Annotated in this window: 17 protein-coding genes and 1 pseudogene; 9 read left to right on the forward strand and 9 right to left on the reverse strand. The window is 71.1% G+C overall.

Annotated features, from left to right (window positions below; translation table 11 throughout):
- Positions 1-116: 116 nt before the first annotated feature.
- Positions 117-1,115, forward strand: a complete 999-nt coding sequence (locus tag CR165_RS19955; protein ID WP_219929796.1) for an MDR/zinc-dependent alcohol dehydrogenase-like family protein — start codon at positions 117-119, stop codon at positions 1,113-1,115.
- The gene (locus CR165_RS19960) at positions 1,112-2,098 is read left to right on the forward strand and encodes a Gfo/Idh/MocA family protein (RefSeq protein WP_109518698.1); all 987 of its coding nucleotides are present in this window, start codon (positions 1,112-1,114) and stop codon (positions 2,096-2,098) included. Before CR165_RS19955 ends, CR165_RS19960 begins: the two co-directional genes overlap by 4 nt.
- Before the next feature lie 45 nt (positions 2,099-2,143).
- Here CR165_RS19960 and CR165_RS19965 read toward each other — a convergent pair whose 3' ends face one another.
- From CR165_RS19965 to CR165_RS19980, 4 genes are read right to left on the reverse strand one after another with little or no spacing between them, the layout of a single operon-like run.
- Complete coding sequence (locus CR165_RS19965; protein ID WP_109518699.1) at positions 2,144-3,031, reverse strand: beta-xylosidase; 888 nt, start codon at positions 3,029-3,031, stop codon at positions 2,144-2,146.
- Complete coding sequence (locus tag CR165_RS19970; RefSeq protein ID WP_109518700.1) at positions 3,031-3,780, reverse strand: TIGR04290 family methyltransferase; 750 nt, start codon at positions 3,778-3,780, stop codon at positions 3,031-3,033. The genes CR165_RS19965 and CR165_RS19970 overlap by 1 nt, the downstream gene beginning before the upstream one ends.
- Positions 3,777-4,391 (reverse strand): histidine phosphatase family protein, encoded by a 615-nt coding sequence (locus CR165_RS19975; RefSeq protein ID WP_109518701.1) that lies wholly within the window; start codon positions 4,389-4,391, stop codon positions 3,777-3,779. Before CR165_RS19975 ends, CR165_RS19970 begins: the two co-directional genes overlap by 4 nt.
- A 9-nt stretch (positions 4,392-4,400) precedes the next feature.
- Entirely contained in the window at positions 4,401-5,483 is a 1,083-nt protein-coding gene (locus CR165_RS19980) for an inositol-3-phosphate synthase (protein WP_109518702.1), read from the reverse strand.
- A 354-nt stretch (positions 5,484-5,837) separates the two neighbouring features.
- Here CR165_RS19980 and CR165_RS19985 point away from each other — a divergent pair, with 354 nt between their 5' ends.
- Genes CR165_RS19985 through CR165_RS20015 form a run of 7 tightly spaced genes read left to right on the forward strand, consistent with a single transcriptional unit; the run spans position 5,838 to position 13,505 of the window.
- Positions 5,838-6,953, forward strand: a complete 1,116-nt coding sequence (locus tag CR165_RS19985; protein ID WP_109518703.1) for an NAD-dependent epimerase/dehydratase family protein — start codon at positions 5,838-5,840, stop codon at positions 6,951-6,953.
- Complete coding sequence (locus tag CR165_RS19990; protein WP_219929797.1) at positions 6,950-8,053, forward strand: SDR family NAD(P)-dependent oxidoreductase; 1,104 nt, start codon at positions 6,950-6,952, stop codon at positions 8,051-8,053. The genes CR165_RS19985 and CR165_RS19990 overlap by 4 nt, the downstream gene beginning before the upstream one ends.
- On the forward strand, positions 8,050-9,168 hold the full coding sequence (locus CR165_RS19995; RefSeq protein WP_245906607.1) for a glycosyltransferase family 4 protein: 1,119 nt from the start codon (positions 8,050-8,052) through the stop codon (positions 9,166-9,168). The genes CR165_RS19990 and CR165_RS19995 overlap by 4 nt, the downstream gene beginning before the upstream one ends.
- Positions 9,165-10,295 (forward strand): CgeB family protein, encoded by a 1,131-nt coding sequence (locus CR165_RS20000; protein ID WP_109518704.1) that lies wholly within the window; start codon positions 9,165-9,167, stop codon positions 10,293-10,295. The genes CR165_RS19995 and CR165_RS20000 overlap by 4 nt, the downstream gene beginning before the upstream one ends.
- Positions 10,292-11,377 (forward strand): CgeB family protein, encoded by a 1,086-nt coding sequence (locus tag CR165_RS20005; RefSeq protein WP_109518705.1) that lies wholly within the window; start codon positions 10,292-10,294, stop codon positions 11,375-11,377. Before CR165_RS20000 ends, CR165_RS20005 begins: the two co-directional genes overlap by 4 nt.
- The gene (locus CR165_RS20010) at positions 11,374-12,486 is read left to right on the forward strand and encodes a CgeB family protein (RefSeq protein WP_109518706.1); all 1,113 of its coding nucleotides are present in this window, start codon (positions 11,374-11,376) and stop codon (positions 12,484-12,486) included. Before CR165_RS20005 ends, CR165_RS20010 begins: the two co-directional genes overlap by 4 nt.
- Entirely contained in the window at positions 12,483-13,505 is a 1,023-nt protein-coding gene (locus tag CR165_RS20015; RefSeq protein WP_109518707.1) for a UDP-glucuronic acid decarboxylase family protein, read from the forward strand. Before CR165_RS20010 ends, CR165_RS20015 begins: the two co-directional genes overlap by 4 nt.
- Positions 13,506-13,541: 36 nt before the next feature.
- Here CR165_RS20015 and CR165_RS20020 read toward each other — a convergent pair whose 3' ends face one another.
- The 5 genes and pseudogenes from CR165_RS20020 to CR165_RS20035 form a co-directional block, all read right to left on the reverse strand.
- Positions 13,542-15,164 (reverse strand): ABC-F family ATP-binding cassette domain-containing protein, encoded by a 1,623-nt coding sequence (locus CR165_RS20020; RefSeq protein ID WP_109518708.1) that lies wholly within the window; start codon positions 15,162-15,164, stop codon positions 13,542-13,544.
- Positions 15,165-15,560: 396 nt separating this feature from the next.
- Complete coding sequence (locus CR165_RS26290) at positions 15,561-15,686, reverse strand: transposase domain-containing protein (protein WP_456316326.1); 126 nt, start codon at positions 15,684-15,686, stop codon at positions 15,561-15,563.
- 39 nt (positions 15,687-15,725) lie between these two features.
- Complete coding sequence (locus CR165_RS20025; protein ID WP_456316327.1) at positions 15,726-16,238, reverse strand: IS66 family transposase; 513 nt, start codon at positions 16,236-16,238, stop codon at positions 15,726-15,728.
- A gap of 231 nt (positions 16,239-16,469) precedes the next feature.
- Positions 16,470-17,336, reverse strand: a pseudogene (locus CR165_RS20030) (IS5 family transposase); the annotation flags it as partial.
- Between the two features lie 27 nt (positions 17,337-17,363).
- On the reverse strand, positions 17,364-17,520 hold a 157-nt coding region (locus CR165_RS20035; protein ID WP_146201948.1), incomplete at its 5' end, for a transposase domain-containing protein.

Consider the following 17,520-nt stretch of genomic DNA (forward strand, 5'->3'; position numbering starts at 1 on the left):
GAAGGGCGCGGCCGGTGCCGCCGCGGCCCTTTCCCCATCGAGCGGAGTGTCCTCTTGCGAACCGAATGCCGCGTCCGGCCGTCCCTTCCCTCCCCGCGCCCGCAGGAGACACCGTGATGAGGGAAGCGCCCGCCGCCCCGACCATGCGGGCCGCCGTGCAGACCGGCCCCGGCCGGATGGAGATCCGCGCGGTGCCCCGCCCCGAGCCGGGCCCCGGCCAGGTGCGGCTGCGGCTGGAGGGTTGCGGCGTCTGCGCCTCCAACCTGACGCCCTGGTCCGGCCCCGAATGGATGCAGTTCCCTGGCGAGCCGGGCGGCCTGGGCCATGAGGGCTGGGGCGTGATCGACGCGGTGGGAGAGGGGGTGGGCGGCCTCGCCCCCGGCCAGCGCGTCGCCGCCCTGTCCTTCCGCAGCTACGCCGAGTACGACCTGGCCGAGGCGCGCCACGTGCTGCCGCTGCCGGAGGCCCTGGCGGGCCAGCCCTTCCTCGGCGAGCCGCTGGGCTGCGCCATGAACATCTTCCGCCGCGCCGGCATCGAGGCGGGGCAGACCGTCGCCATCATCGGCATCGGCTTCCTGGGCGCCATCCTGACACGGCTGGCGACGCAGGCGGGGGCACGGGTCATCGCCATCTCGCGCCGCGCCTACTCGCTGGACCTGGCGCGGCGCATGGGCGCGGCCGAGACCATCCCGCTGGAGGACCACCACGGCATCATCGCGCAGGTGAAGGCGCTGACGGAGGGCCGCTTCTGCGAGCGGGTGATCGAGGCCGTCGGCAAGCAGTGGCCGCTGGACCTGGCCGGCGAGCTGACGGCCGAGCGCGGCCGGCTGGTCGTCGCCGGCTACCACCAGGACGGGCCGCGGCAGGTCAACATGTGGCTGTGGAACTGGCGCGGCATCGACGTGATCAACGCGCATGAGCGGGACCCCGAGATCTACATGGCGGGCATGCGGGAGGCGCTGGAGGCGGTGGCATCGGGCCGGCTGGACCCGGCGCCGCTCTACACCCACCGCTTCCCGCTCGACCGCCTGGCCGAGGCGCTGGACGCCACGCGGGACAGGCCGGACGGCTTCCTCAAGGCCGTGGTGACCATGCCGGAGGGAACGGCGCCATGAGCCGCCCGCGCATCGGCTTCCTCGGCATCGGCTGGATCGGCCGGCACCGCATGCAGGCCATCGCGGAGACCGGCCTGGCCGAGATCGCCGCCATCGCCGACCCCAGCCCCGCCATGCTGGAGGAGGCCACGCGGCTGGCCCCCGGCGCCCGCCGCGCCGACGGGCTGGAGGAACTCCTGGCGCAGGAGCTCGACGGGCTGGTGATCGCCACCCCCAGCGCCCTGCACGCCGAGCAATCGGCCCAGGCCCTGCGGCGCGGCGTGGCGGTGTTCTGCCAGAAGCCGCTCGGCCGCACCGCGCCCGAGGTGCAGGCGGTGGTGGACGCCGCCAGGGCCGCCGACCGTCTGCTGGCGGTGGACCTGTCCTACCGCTTCACCGAAGGGATGCGGCGCATCCGCGAACTGGTGCAATCCGGCGAGCTCGGCCGCATCCACGCCGTCGATCTGGTGTTCCACAACGCCTATGGCCCGGACAAGCCCTGGTTCTACGACCCCGCCCAGTCGGGCGGCGGCTGCGTCATGGACCTGGGCGTGCATCTGGTGGACCTGGCGCTGTGGACGCTGGACTTCCCGGCGGTCGGGGCGGTGTCGGGCACGCTGTTCGCGGGCGGCGAGCGGCTCGGCGCGCGGCCCGGCCGGGTCGAGGACTACGCCACGGCGCAGATCGACCTGCGGGACGGCACGGCGCTGCGCCTGGCCTGCTCCTGGCGGCTGCAGGCCGGCTGCGACGCGATGATCTCGGCGGCCTTCTACGGCACCGAGGGCGGCGCGGCGCTGCGCAACGTCAATGGCTCCTTCTACGACTTCACCGCCGAGCGCTACCGCGGCACGGCGCGCGAGGTGCTGGCCGCGCCGCCCGACGCATGGGGCGGCCGCGCGGCGGCGGACTGGGCGCGCCGCCTGGCCGGGGGGGAGCGCTACGACCCGGCGGTGGAGCAGATCACCGACGTTGCGCGGGTGCTGGACGGCATCTACGGGCGGTAGGGGAGGAAGACCGGGGGCAGCCAGCCCCCGGCCCCGGGCCGGCGCTCAGCCGGCGTAGCGCCGCACCATGCTGGCGCAGAACTCGGCGAACTCCTCCTTCACCTGCGGCGGGCTGGTGTGGTGCGGCGCGATGCCGCGATGCTCCGGCGTGAAGCAGAAGGTGGCGGTCACCTGGAAGTCGCGCAGCGCCTCCATCTGCTGGTCGAACCAGGCCAGCGCGTCGGGGCGGAAGCTGTCGGCCCAGGACAGTCCGGTGCGCAGATGCGTCACGCCCAGGCGCTTCAGCCAGGTGACCGCATCGTCCAGCCGGTGATCCTGGTAGTGGAACCACTGGCAGATGCCGAGATGCGGCGTGTGCTTCTCGAACTCCTCCATCGCCAGCTTCGGCGTGCCGTCCTCGCGCAGCAGGCCCATGTGGAAGTGCCGGTAGTAGGAGGAGCCCTCGGCCTCGCGGTGGCGCGTGGTGGCCTCCCAATGGGTCGGCAGGTCGTACAGGCTGTACCAGTGGATGCGCGGCGCCTGCCCGATCAGCAGCTCCGCCGTGCGCTGCAGGCCCCAGAGCTGCACCTCCTCCGCGCCGAAGGTGGAGACGCCGACCTCCGACACCCAGACCGGCAGGTGCGTGACCGCCTGGATCTCCTTCAGCTTCGCCGGCCACTCATGGATCAGCCAGTTGTTCCAGTCGAGCGGGAAGCCGTGCACCGCGACCGCCTCCACCTCGTCCAGCACGCCGCGCTGCTGCATCTTCATGATGAACACCGGGTCGATCGGCGACATGCCGCCCAGCACGCGCGGCAGCGAGGAATGCTCGGCGCGGATGGCCTGACCGGCGAGCCGCGCCGTCTCGGCGAACATCACCCAATCCGGGTCGAGCTCCGGGTCCCAGTGGGACTTGTTGTTGGGCTCGTTCCAGATCATCACGGATTCAAGCATCAGCGCACGCCTCTTGCGGGGTAGACGGCGGCCGAGCCGTAAGGAAGCGCGGCGGGCCGACAGAGATAGATCTCACGGTCCGGATTCTGCAGGATCTCGAACCCGGCGTTGCGCAGCATGGCCTCGGCGCCGGCGCGGTTGGGGATCCACCAGTTGGTGACATCGCCGGCGTAGCGGTGCTCGATGAAGTGCAGCCTGGGCCAGCCGGGGCGGGCGAACTGCTCCTCCGCCGCGAAGGGATAGTCCTCCTGCGCCGGCTCCACCTCGCGCGGGCCGCGCTGCATGCTCTGGAACACCAGCAGGTTGCCCACCACGTGCTCGCGCAGCAGGTCCAGCGCCAGCAGCGGGTGCCGCAGGTGGTAGAGCACGCCCATGAACAGCACCACGTCGAAACGCTCGCCCAGCGCGCCGACATCGTAGACCGACAACTCTCGGTATTCGATGTCGAGGCCGAGCACGCGTGCCGCGAAGCGCGCCTGGTCCAGGTAGCGCGGATCGGAATCGACGCCGAGCACGCACGCGGCGCCGCGCCGTTTCATCTCGATGGAGAAGAAGCCGGCGTTGCAGCCGATGTCGAGCACCGACTTGCCGCTGAGATCCTGCGGCAGGGCGTGGCCGAAATACTGCCAGACGGATGCGGGATAGTCGCCGAGGGCATGCTCCGGCGCGGTCTGCACGCCGTGCAGGTTGAGGTTGTGGAACCAGGGGCCGAGCTTCGCGGCCTCTTCGCGGATCCTGTCAGGGGTCATGCCGCCTCCGTTCGGGGAAAGGGCTGCTCGTTCAGGCCCAGCACCTTGCCGCCACCCTCCCAGACAGCCAGCGTGCTGACCGAGGCGGGCGCGATGTCGAAGCGCTCATAGCCCTGCAACGGCAGCCCGAGGAAATGGCACAGCGCCGCCTTGATGACGTCGCCATGGCTGACGAGGGCGATGCGGCCCTCCGGGTGGCGCTGCCGCGCGGCGCCGATCCAGCCCAGCATGCGGCGCTGCACCGCCTGCATGGACTCGCCGCCCGGCGCCGCCGCCGCGTCGCGCGCGCTGTTCCAGTGATGCCAGCGCGGGTCGTCCTGCAACGTGTCGAAGCGGCGGCCCGTCCAGTCGCCGAAATCGATCTCGGCCAGCGCCTCCTCGGCCTGCGCGCACAGGCCCAGCGCCGCGCCGACCGGCGCGGCGGTCTCGCGGCAGCGCTGGACGGGGCTGGTGTGCAGCGCCACGATCGCCTCGCCGCGCAGCCGCGCCGCCAAGGCCGCGGCCTGCGCCCGCCCGGTGGCGCCCAGCGCGACCCCCGGCATGCGCCCGCACAACGTGTCCGCCACGCGGTCATGCGCGGCGTGGCGCAGCAGGAACAGCGTCAGCGCCATGCCGCGCGGTCAGTCCAGCCCCTGGATGAAGCGCAGCGTGCGCTCGCGCGCCTCATGGTCGGTGTACTGCTTGGGCGGCGACTTCATGAAGTAGCTGGAAGGCGCCGTCAGCGCGCCGGACAGGCCGCGGTCCAGCGCGATGCGCGCGCAACGCACCGCGTCGATCACGATGCCGGCGGAGTTGGGCGAATCCCACACCTCCAGCTTCAACTCCAGGCTCAGCGGCACGCCGCCGAAGGCGGTGCCCTCGAGCCGGATATGCGCCCATTTGCGGTCCTCCAGCCATGGCACGTAGTCGCTGGGGCCGACATGCACGTCATTGGCCGGCAGCGGCACGTCGAACTGGCTGGTGACGGCCTGGGTCTTGGAGATCTTCTTCGATTCCAGCCGCTCCCGCTCCAGCATGTTCTGGAAGTCGGAATTGCCGCCGAAATTCAACTGGTAGGTGCGGTCGAGCCGCACGCCGCGCTCGCGGAACAGGTTGGCGAGCACGCGGTGCACGATGGTGGCGCCGACCTGGCTCTTGATGTCGTCGCCGATGATCGGCAGGCCGCGCTCCTCGAAGCGCTTCTGCCAGCGCGCATCCGAGGCGATGAAGACGGGGATGCAGTTGACGAAGGCGCAGCCCGCCTCCAGCGCGCGCTCCGCGTACCATTCGCTGGCCTGCTGCGAGCCGACCGGCAGGTAGGACACGAGAACTTGCGTGCCGCTGCGGCGGATGATGTCGGTGACATCGGCGGCCGGCGCCTGCGATTCCTCGAAGGAGCCGCGCACGTAGCGGCCGAGGCCGTCCAGGGTCGGGCCGCGCTCCACCTTCACCCCGGTGGGGGCGGGCCTGGAAAAGAGGCGCGTGTTGTTGGGGGCGGCCAGCACCGCATCGGCGACATCGCGGCCCACCTTGGCGGCGTTGACGTCGAAGGCGCAGCTCACCTCCACGTCGCGCACATGGTAGCCGCCCAGATCGGCATGCATCAGCCCGGGGATCGGCTCGTTCACATCGGCGTCGCGGTAGTAGGAGAGCCCCTGCACGAAAGAGGAGGCGCAGTTGCCGACACCGACGATGCCGACACGAAGAGACCTGGATGCCGACACGAATCCTCCTTGCTTCAACGATGCCGCCCGCTTCCGGAGATGCTCCGGGCAGGCGTCCGGCCACGCCGCTCAGGCTAGAACGTCACAGCGCATGGTGGCCACAACTCCGCACCAGCTTCTTTGTTCCTTCGGCTGCATGACATCTTTGTGATCCTGCGGCGCAGGACGGAGGCGCGCTGCAACCCTTGTGGATAGAAGGGTTTGGGCCTCCAGTCAGGGCATTCCAAGCCTCATCATGGCGGCGACGGAATCGGGAACCTGGCCATAGCGGGGCGGTTCAGCTTCTACATCATCTTCTTTGTTCCTGCGGATGCGCGGAACGCTTCGTGGCCTCGACGCAGGGGGATTGCCAGAGTGCAAGAGACTGTTCTGATCACCGGCGGGGGTGGTTTCATCGGCTGCCATCTGGCGCGCCGCCTGCTGCGCCAGGGCTATCATGTGCGGGTGCTGGATAGCCTGATCGAGCAGGTGCACGGCGAGCGCAGCCGGCCCGACCTGCTGGAGCCGGACGCCGAGTTCCAGCATGGCGACGTGCGCGATCCGGACGCGGTGCGGCGGGCCCTGCGCGGTTCGGACCGCGTGGTGCATCTCGCGGCCGAGGTCGGCGTTGGCCAGAGCATGTATGCGGTGGACCGCTACGTCTCGGTGAACGATTTCGGCACCGCGGTGCTGTTCCAGCAGCTGATCGACGCGCCGGTGAAGCGCGTGGTGGTCGCCTCCTCCATGAGCATCTATGGCGAGGGGCTGTACGAGGACGCCGACGGCGTGCTGCACGAGGATGTGCGGCGCACGCCGCGCCGCGGCCCCGACGCCCCCTGGGACCCTCTGGACGCGCAGGGCCGCCCGCTGCGGCCGGTGCCGACGCCGGAAAGCAAGCGCCCGGCGCTGGCTTCGGTCTACGCCATCTCCAAGCACACGCAGGAATGCCTGACCCTGACGCTGGCGCCGGCCTACGGCATGGAAGGCGTGGCGCTGCGGCTGTGGAACGCCTACGGCCCCGGCCAGGCACTCTCCAACCCCTATACCGGCGTGCTGGCGATCTTCGCCTCCCGCCTGCACAACGACCAGCCGCCGGTGATCTTCGAGGATGGCCTGCAGCGGCGCGACTTCGTGCATGTCGAGGATGTGGCGCGCGCCTTCCACCTGGCGCTGGAGCGGCCGGAAGCCGCCAACCAGGTCTACAACGTCGCGAGCGGGCATGACCGCACCGTGACGGAGGTGGCGCAGGCGCTGGCGGCGGCGATGGGCAAGCCGCATCTGGCGCCCGAGATCACCGGCAAGACGCGCAGCGGCGACATCCGCCACAACATCGCCGACATCGGCAAGATCCAGAGGGAGCTGGGGTTCGGCGTGGACCGTGACTTCCAGGCCGATCTCGCGGAACTCGCCGAGTGGGTGGCGCGGCAGCAGGCGGAGGACCGGGTGCAGCAGGCGCGCAGCGAGCTCGAGACCCGGGGGCTGGTGGCGTGAGCGGGCCGGGTCCGCTCGCCGCGCCGGCGCTGCGGCCAGGGGAGCGGAGGAAGCCGGTGCTGGTCACCGGCGGCGCCGGCTTCATCGGCTCCAACCTGGCCGACCGCCTGCTGCGCGACGGGCATGAGGTGCTGGTGTTCGATGCGCTGGCCCGGCCCGGCGTCGCGGCCAACCTGGAATGGCTGCGACAGCAGCATGGCGCGCGGATGATCCCGGTGATCGCCGACCTGCGCGACGATGCCGCCGTGCAGGCGGCGGCGCAGGACGCGCAGGCGGTGTTCCACCTCGCCGCGCAGGTGGCGGTGACCACCAGCCTCGCCGACCCGCGCGAGGATTTCGACGTCAACCTGCGCGGCACCTTCACCCTGCTGGAGGCGCTGCGCCGGCGCGGCGAGGCGGTGCCGCTGGTCTTCGCCAGCACCAACAAGGTGTACGGCAACCTGCCCGACATCGCCCTGGAGCGGATCGGCGACGCGTATGTGCCGGCCGATCCGGCGATCCGCGCCACCGGCATCGGCGAGCAGCGCCCGCTCGACTTCCACACGCCCTATGGCTGCTCGAAGGGCGCGGCGGAGCAGTATGTGCTGGACTATGCCCGCTCCTTCGGCCTGCCCACCGCCGTGCTGCGCATGAGCTGCATCTATGGCGAGCGGCAGATGGGCACGGAGGACCAGGGCTGGGTGGCGCATTTCCTGATCCGCGCCCTGCGGCGGGAGCCGATCACCATCTTCGGCGATGGCTGCCAGGTGCGCGACCTGCTGCAGGTGCAGGATGCGGTGGACGCCTACATCGCTGCCTGGCGGCGGATCGGCCAGGTGCAGGGCCAGGCCTTCAACCTGGGCGGCGGCCCCGGCAACGCGGTCAGCCTGCGGCAGGTGATCGCCGTCATCGAGGCGGAGATCGGCCATCCGGTGGAGACCGTCTATGGCGACTGGCGCGCCGGCGACCAGCGCTACTATGTGTCCGACACGCGGCGGGTGCGGGAGCAGCTGGCGCTGGGCGAGCCGACGCCCTGGCAGCGCGGCATCGCCGCCCTGGCGCGCTGGCTGGACAGCCGGCAGGGCAGCACGGCGCTGGACGTGGTGGGCGCCGCGCCGTGAGGCTGGCTGCCCGGCCCCTCCACATCCTGGTGACCGCGGATGCCGTGGGCGGGGTCTGGTCCTACGCCATGGCCCTGTGCCGTGGCCTGCTGGCGCGCCGGATGCAGGTGACGCTGGCGGTGCTGGGCCCCGCGCCCGGCGCCGCGCAGCGGCTGGAAGCGGCGGCCCTCCCCGGGCTGCGCCTGCTCGAGACCGGGCTGCCGCTCGACTGGATGGCGCCCGACGCCGCGGCGGTGCAGGAGAGCGGGCGGCGGCTCGCGGCGCTGGTGCGGGAGAGCGGCGCGGGCCTGCTGCACCTCAACAGCCCAGCCCTCGCGGCCGGCAACCGCTTCCCCGTGCCGGTGCTGGCCTTCTGCCATTCCTGCCTGGCGAGCTGGTGGGCGGCGGTGAAGCCCGGGCCGCTGCCGGCCGCCTACGCCTGGCACCGCGACCTGCTGGCGCAGGGCTACCACGCGGCGGACCTTCTGGCGGCCCCCAGCGCGGCCTTCGCCACGGCGACCCAGGCGCTCTACGGCCTGCCGGAGCGGCCGCGGCTGGTCCACAACGGCATCCCTCCCTGGGCGGTGCCGCACTCCCCCGCCGCCCTGCCCTTCGCCTTCACCGCCGGGCGGCTGTGGGACGAGGGCAAGGACGTCGCCACGCTGGATGCGGCGGCGGCGGAGCTCCCCTTCCCCCTCCTCGCGGCCGGGCCGGTGGCAGGGCCGGGCGGTGCGCGTGTCGCGCTGCGCCACCTGCAGGGCCGGGGCAGCCTCGACCGCGCGGCGATGCAGGGCATCCTGGCGCAGCGCCCTCTCTTCGCCTCGGCGGCGCGCTACGAGCCCTTCGGCCTGGCGGTGCTGGAAGCGGCCCAGGCGGGCTGCCCGCTGGTGCTCTCCGACATCCCGACCTTCCGCGAGATCTGGGGCGGCGCCGCCGACTATGTGCCGCCCGGCGACGCGGCGGGCTTCGCGGCGGCGTTGCGGCGTCTCGCCGCCTCGCCCCGGCTGCGCCGCGCGCGGGGCCAGGCGGCGCGGCTGCGCGCCGCCCGCTACACCGCGGAGGCCATGGTCGCGGCGACGCTGGGCCTCTACCGCGCGCTCGTCCCCGCATCCCAGGCCATGGAGGCGCCGGCATGAAGATCGCCTATCTGACCCACTCCCTGCTGTCCTGCTGGAACCATGGCAACGCGCATTTCCTGCGCGGCGTGCTGCGCGAGCTGGTGCTGCATGGCCACGAGGTCTCCGTCTTCGAGCCGAAGGGCAATTGGAGCCTGGAGAATCTGCGCCGCGATGCCGGCGAGGCGGGGCTCGACGCATTCCGCGCCGCCTATCCGGAGCTCGCCTCGCAGAGCTACGGCGACGCGGCGGAGATCGAGGACGCGCTGGGCGAGGCCGGTCTGGTCATCGTCCATGAATGGAACGATCCGGCGGTGGTGGCGCGCATCGGCCGGCTGCGCGCGCGGGGCGGCCGCTTCCGCCTGCTGTTCCACGACACGCATCACCGCGCGGTCAGCGACCCTGAGGCGATCCGCGCCTTCGACCTCTCCGGCTATGACGGCGTGCTGGCCTTCGGCGAGACGCTGGCGGCCGTCTATCGCCGCTGGGGCTGGGGCGACCGCGTCTGGGTCTGGCACGAGGCGGCCGACCTGCGCCACTTCCACCCGCCCGCCGCCGAGGAGCGGCGCGAGGGCCTGGTGTGGATCGGCAACTGGGGCGATGGCGAGCGCAGCGCCGAGATCGAGGACTTCCTGCTGCGCCCGGCGCGCGAGGCGCGCCTGCCGCTCGACATCCACGGCGTGCGCTACCCGGAGGAGGCGCGGGCGCGGCTCGCGGAACATGGCGCCCGCTACCGTGGCTGGGTGCCGAATGCCCGCGCGCCGGAGGTGTTCGCGCGCCACCTCGCCACCGTGCATGTGCCGCGGCGCTACTACACGCGGCTGCTCCCCGGCATCCCGACCATCCGTGTCTTCGAGGCGCTGGCCTGCGGCATCCCGCTGCTGAGCGCCCCCTGGGAGGACAGCGAGACGCTGTTCCGCCCCGGCACGGACTACCTCGTCGCCCGCGACGGCGCGGAGATGCGGCGCCACATGGTGGCGATCCGGGAGGATGCGGCGCTGCGCGAATCCCTCGTGGCGCACGGGCTCGAGACCGTACGCGCCCGGCATGGCTGCGAGCACCGCATGCGCGAGCTGCTGGCCATCGCCGACACATTGATGACCTCACCCGAGACGAGGGGGCCCAAGATGATGGGAAACGCCGCATGAGGATCGCCTTCTACGGCTCCAGCCTGCTGTCCTCCTACTGGAACGGCGCGGCCACCTACTACCGCGGCATGCTGCACGAGCTGTCCCGCCATGGCCACGACATCACCTTCTACGAGCCCGACGCCTTCGACCGGCAGCAGCACCGCGACATCGAGCCGCCGGACTGGGCGCGCGTCGTGGTCTATCCGGCGACGGAGGATGCGCTGCGCAGCGTGGTGGCCGAGGCGCGGCAGGCCGATGTGGTGGTCAAGGCCAGCGGCGTCGGCGTGTTCGACAACGAGCTGATCGAGGGCGTCATGGAAGCCGCCCGCCCCGGCGCCATCCGCATCTTCTGGGACGTGGACGCGCCGGCGACCCTGGCCGAGATCACGCCGCAGCCGGACCACCCGCTGCGCCGCACCCTGCCGAAGCTGGATTTCGTGCTGACCTATGGCGGCGGCCCGCCGGTGGTCGCGGCCTATGAGGGGCTCGGCGCGCGGCGCTGCGTGCCGGTCTACAACGCGGTGGATCCCGCCACGCACCACCCGGTGCCGGCCGAGCCGCGCTTCAGGGCGGACCTCTCCTTCCTCGGCAACCGCCTGCCGGACCGCGAGGCGCGGGTGGAGGAGTTCTTCCTGCGCCCCGCCGCGCTGCTGCCGGAGCGCGCCTTCCTGATCGGCGGCAATGGCTGGGAGAGCAAGCCGATGAGCGGCAATGTGCGCCATCTCGGCCATGTCTACACGCGCGAGCACAACGCCTTCAACACCTCGCCGCTCGCGGTGCTGAACATCGCCCGCGACAGCATGGCGCAGACCGGCTGGTCGCCCGCCACCCGCGTCTTCGAGGCCACCGGCGCCGGCGCCTGCCTCATCACCGATGCCTGGGTCGGGCTCGACATGTTCCTGAAGGAGGGCGAGGAGGTGCTGGTGGCGCGCGACGGCCAGGATGTCGCCGACCATGTCGCGGCCCTGACGCCGGAGCGCAGCCAGGCCATCGGTGCGGCGGCGCGGCGCCGTGTCCTCGAATCCCACACCTATGCGCGCCGCGGCGCCGAGGTCGATGCGCTGCTGCGCGCGGCGCTCGCGCGGAAGGACGCCGCATGAGGCTGGTGGTGCTGGGGCTGACCCTGTCCTCCTCCTGGGGCAACGGGCACGCGACCACCTTCCGCGCCCTGCTGCGCGCCTTCGCGCAGCGCGGCCACGCGGTGCTGTTCCTGGAGCGCGACAAGCCCTGGTACGCCGCGCACCGCGACATGCCGGCGCCGGATTTCTGCCGCCTCGAACTCTACCAGGAGCTGGACGATCTGCGCCGCTGGCAGGGCGAGATCGCGGCCGCCGACGCGGTGATGGTCGGCTCCTACGTGCCGGACGGCGTCGCGGTCGGCCGCATGGCGCAGGAGATGGCCCAGGGGATGAAGGACGGCGTCTGCGCCTTCTACGACATCGACACGCCCGTCACCCTGGCCAAGCTGGAGAAGGGCGACGAGGAATACCTCTCGCCCGCGCTGATCCCCGGCTACGACCTGTATTGCTCCTTCACCGGCGGCCCGACGCTGGAGCTGCTGATGCGGCGCTACGACTCGCCGATGGCGCGGGCGCTGTACTGCTCGGTGGATGCGGCGGCCTACCGGCCGGTGGAGACGCCGCGGCGCTGGGATCTCAGCTATCTCGGCACCTACAGCCCCGACCGCCAGCCGGTGCTGGAGCGGCTGCTGCTGGAGCCGGCCCGCCGCGCGCCGCATCTGCGCTTCGCCGTGGCCGGGCCGCAATACCCGGCCGGCATCGATTGGCCGGCCAATGTGGAGCGGCTGGAGCACGTGCCGCCCAGCGCGCACCCCGCCTTCTACAGTGCCAGCCGCTACACGCTGAACGTCACCCGCGCCGACATGGTGCGGGCCGGCTTCAGCCCCAGCGTGCGGCTGTTCGAGGCCGCCGCCTGCCGCAGCCCGGTGATCTCCGACCGCTGGAGCGGCATCGAGGACGTGCTCTCCCCCGGCACCGAGATCCTGCTCGCCGATGGCGCGGAGGATGTCCTGCCGGTCCTGCTCGACCCTGACGACACGGCGCGCGACCGCCAGGCCGAGGCCGCGCGCCGCAGGATTCTCGCCGCCCATACGGCGGAGCACCGCGCCGCGCAGCTCGAGGCCCTGCTGCGCGGGGCGAGGCGAGACAGGACGACCCGCCACCAGGCCGATGAAAGAGAAAGCGCATGAGTGCATCCAAGCCACGGAATGTCCTGGTTGCCGGCGGGGCCGGCTTCCTCGGCTCGCATCTGTGCGATGCGCTGATCGCCCAGGGCGCGCATGTGTTCTGCGTGGACAACCTGCTCACCAGCTCGGGGGGCAATCTGCGCCACCTCCGGCGTTCGCCGCGCTTCACCTTCATCGAGGCCGACATCATCGACGCGCTGCCGGCCTCGGCGCTGCCGCGCCGGCTGGACCGCGTGTTCAACCTGGCCTGCGCCGCCTCGCCGCCGCACTACCAGGCGGACCCCGAGCACACCATGATGACCAACGTGCTGGGCACGCGGAACCTGCTGCGCCTGGCCGAGCGGCACGGCGCCCGCTTCCTGCAGGCCTCGACCAGCGAGGTCTACGGCGACCCGGAGGTGCACCCGCAGGTCGAAACCTATTCCGGCAACGTCAACTGCACCGGCCCCCGCGCCTGCTACGACGAGGGCAAGCGCGCCGCCGAGGCGCTGTGCTTCGACTTCGACCGCGCCCGCCGGGCGGAGGTGCGGCTGGTGCGCATCTTCAACACCTATGGCCCGCGCATGCTGCCCGATGACGGCCGCATCGTCTCCAACGTCATCACCCAGGCGCTGGCCGGCGCCGACATCACCATCTACGGCGACGGCAGCCAGACCCGCTCCTTCTGCTATGTCGATGACCTGGTGGACGGGCTGGTGCGGCTGATGGCGCATGACGGGCCGCAGCCCGGCCCGGTCAACCTCGGCAACCCCAACGAGCAGACGGTGCACAAGCTGGTGGAGGATGTCCTGGCGCTGACCGGGCACCGCTCGGCCGTCACCTACCACCCGCTGCCGCAGGACGACCCGCGCCGCCGCAAGCCGGACATCAGCCGGGCGCGGGAGGTGCTGGGCTGGGGCCCCAAAACACCCCTGGCCGACGGGTTGCGCGCGACGCTGGAATGGTTCCGCAAGGCGGAAGCGCCGGCCGGAGCGGTCAGAACGCTGACCCCCGCGGCGATGCCCCTGTCGGCGGCGGATTGAGACCGGGCCGGGGCTGCCCGCCACGCCGGGCGCGGCTCAGTGCCGCAGCCCCGGCGCCTCCTGGCCGGTCCGGGCCACGTATTCCGTGTAGCCGCCGCCATACTGGTGGATGCCCTCCGGCGTCAGCTCCAGCACCCGGTTGGACAGCGCCGCGAGGAAGTGCCGGTCGTGGGAGACGAACAGCATGGTGCCCTCGTACTGCGCGAGGGCTGCGATGAGCATTTCCTTGGTCGCCATGTCGAGATGGTTGGTCGGCTCGTCGAGCACCAGGAAGTTCGGCGGGTCGTAGAGCATCCGGGCCATCACCAGCCGCGCCTTCTCGCCGCCTGAGAGAACGCGGCACTTCTTCTCCACCTCGTCCCCCGGGAAGCCGAAGCAGCCGGCCAGGGCGCGCAATGAGCTTTGCGCCGCCAGCGGGAAGGCATCCTCCAGCGCCTGGAACACGGAGCGGTCGCCATCCAGCAGCTCCATGGCGTGCTGCGCGAAATAGCCCATCTTCACGCTGCCGCCGAGCGCCACGGTTCCCGCATCCGGCTCGGTCGTGCCGGCCACCAGCTTCAGCAGCGTGGACTTGCCGGCGCCGTTGGTGCCGAGCACGCAGCAGCGTTCCTTGCGGCGCACCAGGAAGTCCAGCCCCTCATAGATCACCCTGTCGCCGTAGCGCTTGTGCACGCCGCGCAGGTTGACCACGTCGTCGCCGCTGCGGGGCGCGGGCATGAAGTCGAAGGCCACCGTCTGCCGGCGCTTCGGCGGCTCGACGCGGTCGATCTTCTCCAGCTTCTTGACGCGGCTCTGCACCTGGGCGGCGTGCGAGGCGCGCGCCTTGAAGCGCTCGATGAACTTGATTTCCTTGGCCAGCATGGCCTGCTGGCGCTCGAACTGTGCCTGCTGCTGCTTCTCGTTCAGCGCCCGCTGCTGCTCGTAGAACTCGTAGCTGCCGGAATAGGAGGTCAGGGCGCCGCCCTCGATCTCGATGACCTTGTTGACGATGCGGTTCATGAAGGCGCGGTCGTGCGAGGTCATCAGCAGCGCGCCCTCGTAGCCGGCGAGGAACTGCTCCAGCCAGATCAGGCTTTCCAGGTCGAGGTGGTTGCTCGGCTCGTCCAGCAGCATGACGTCGGGGCGCATGAGCAGGATGCGGGCCAGCGCCACGCGCATCTTCCAGCCGCCGGAGAGCGCCCCCACATCGCCATCCATCATGGCCTGGCTGAAGCTGAGGCCGGCCAGCACCTCGCGCGCCTGGCCCTCCAGCGCATAGCCGCCCAGGCTCTCGAAGCGCGCCTGCACCTCGCCGAAGCGCTCGATGATGGCGTCCAGCGCGTCCATCTGCGCGGGGTCGGCCATGGCGGCTTCCAGCGCCGCCAGCTCGGCGGCCACGGCGCTGACATCGCCGGCGCCGTCCATCACCTCGGACACCGCGCTGCGGCCGGACATCTCCCCCACATCCTGGCTGAAGAAGCCAATGCTAACGCCGCGCTCGACCAGCACCAGCCCCTCATCCGGCGGCTCCTGCCCCGTGATCATGCGGAAAAGGGTGGTCTTGCCCGCGCCGTTGGGGCCCACGAGGCCGATCTTCTCGCCCTTCTGGAGGGCCGCGGAGGCCTCGATGAAGAGAAGCTGCTGGCCGTTCTGCTTGCTGATGTTGTCTAGACGGATCATGGGGCCCAGGGCTGAAAGCGGTTCAGACGCGCTTATGCCACGCCAGCCGCCGCCGAACACCTTCCAGGGCATGGAGACCGCCAGGCTGTGGCGGATGGAGCCAAAGGATGGCCGGCCGTACTCCCGGAGGCGACGCCAGAAGGCCGGCCGTTGGCCGGGCAAGCTCCCGGGGAGGTCTGGCCGAACCCGATAGCGGCGATCATCCCCACCCATGGCCATTCGGCCGCCCGCAGCGATGCGCACCGACGCGCCCTTACCTCACCTCGGCTGTCCGCCACGCCGCCTGCCGGTCAAGCTCGGGCTAAAGCGCCGCTCGATAGATACTGTGGAACGTACCCAGGTGATGGCAGCGGTTGACGTTCAGGCGGCGGCGGCCGCTGAGGCTTGGGCGCGGTGTCAGTTCCAGGGCAGGAGTTCGTCGAGCCTGGAGGTGGGGTAGTCGGCGATGCGGGCCAGCACGTCGACAAGCCAAGCACGCGGGTCGACATCGTTCAGTTTGGCTGTGGCGATGAGGGAGTACATGGCGGCCCGCTCGCTACCGCGATCGCTGCCCGCGAACAATCAGGCCTTTCGACCGAGGGCCACGCCATGGAGGGCGCGCTCGGCCACGTTGTTCGTCAGGCAGATCCGGCCTTCGCCAGGGAACTGGGTGAACGCGGCCCAGCGCTTGAGCGCATAGTCCAGTGCCTTGGCCAGGTCGTTGTGGCTCGATAGCCTGCCCCTGCTCTCCAACATCCAGGCACACGGGCTGGCAACAAGTGGGGCCACGACGCTCTGCCGGTGCTGCAGGCGGTCCTCCGCCGAGGACCTATTCACGGTCCGCTCGGCGTCAAACACCCGGTCGATCCACCGCACGGCCTCAGCGGCCAGCCGCGCACGGCCCACCTCAGCCAGTCCAGACACCTTGCGCCGGAAATGCGCCCAGCACGCCGCCTCCGTGATCGGCCCAGACTTGCGGCCGGGCAGGTACAGCTTGCCGAATCCGGCATCGGCGTCGGCCTGCAGGATCCCCGCGTAAGCAGTCAGATGCTGCTTGGGGCGTTCGGCGGCCAGATATGCCGCGGGTTCCGCCAGTCGATCCCCTCCAGCATGTAGGCCAACTGCGGCCGGAGATGGACACTACCCCGCCGGCTGGTGGCGGCCAGATGAAGCGTCCCCGCTCCAGCCGTTTGGACACCTCGAAATACCCGCTGCTGCACGGCCTTCGCGCGCAGAATGGTCGCCTCAGGCCGTGACGCGCCCCTGCTAATGGGGCCAGATGATCGGCTTGGGGCAGCCGGTGCACTCTTTGTTGGAGCTGTGGGGCTATGCGGGCGCAGCTCGGGTGCTGAGCCAGGCCAGGCGGGCAAAGTTGTACGCCAGGTTGGCGATGCCGATCTTCACCTGCGCCCGGGCCAGGCTGATGGTGCGGACGAACAGCGCCATGCGGTGCTTCTGCACAGCAAAGACATGCTCGATGCCAGAGCGGATCCGGGCGCGTGATGCATTGGCTTTCGCCTGCAGTTCGGAGAGTGGGCGCCGAGGCGGCCGGCGGAACAGGATGCGCTCGCTCAGCCCGCGCCGTTCCAGCACTTTCAGATTGCGCTTCGTGCGGTAGGCGGTGTCCGCCCAGACGCGGCTGGCCGTGTTCCCGGGATCGAGCAGGGCGGGAAAGCTACGGCTGTCGTGCTGGGCGGCATCGGTCACCGTCCAGCGGCGGATCAGCCCGTGCCGCCGGTCGATGCCGATATGGCTCTTGTAGCCGAAAATCGGCACCGCGATCTGAATGGCCTGGCGCTGTGTGCCTTCGGCTTTGGGCTTGGCTCTCCCGCGCTTGAGCGTCCAGCGGGCATCCCGGTCCTTTTGCGCCCGCTTGGCCTTCGACCAATACGCCGGTGTGCCGCCCTCCCGGATCGTGGCCTTCTCCTCCAGGGTGAGCTTCTGGCGCGGCGCGGCAATGATCGTGGCGTCGATGATCTGCCCGCCCATGGCGAGGAGGCCCTTGGCGGCCAGGACCTCGTCGAAGCGGCGGAACAGCCCTTCGATGGCACCCGCCTGCTTGAGCTGCTCGCGGTAGAGCCAGATCGTCTTGGCATCCGGCACCGCCTGGTGCAGGCCGAGACCCGCGAAGCGCATGAACGACAACCGGTCCCGCAGCTGAAATTCTGCTTGCTCATCCGAAAGGCTGTAGAGCGCCTGCGTAAGCGCTGTCTGTAGGCCCTACGCGGCGGCGCTTGACGTTTGCTCACCGGCGCTGGCCCAGCACCATGGCATGAGCTCGTCGATGCGACTGTTGGGCCAGCCGTTGACGAGCCGGGTCAGCAGGTCGGTGAAGTAGCGCTGCGGATCGACGCCGTTCAGCTTGCAGGTCTCCACC

This window comes from Teichococcus aestuarii, assembly GCF_003116135.1.
Lineage (GTDB): Bacteria > Pseudomonadota > Alphaproteobacteria > Acetobacterales > Acetobacteraceae > Pseudoroseomonas > Pseudoroseomonas aestuarii.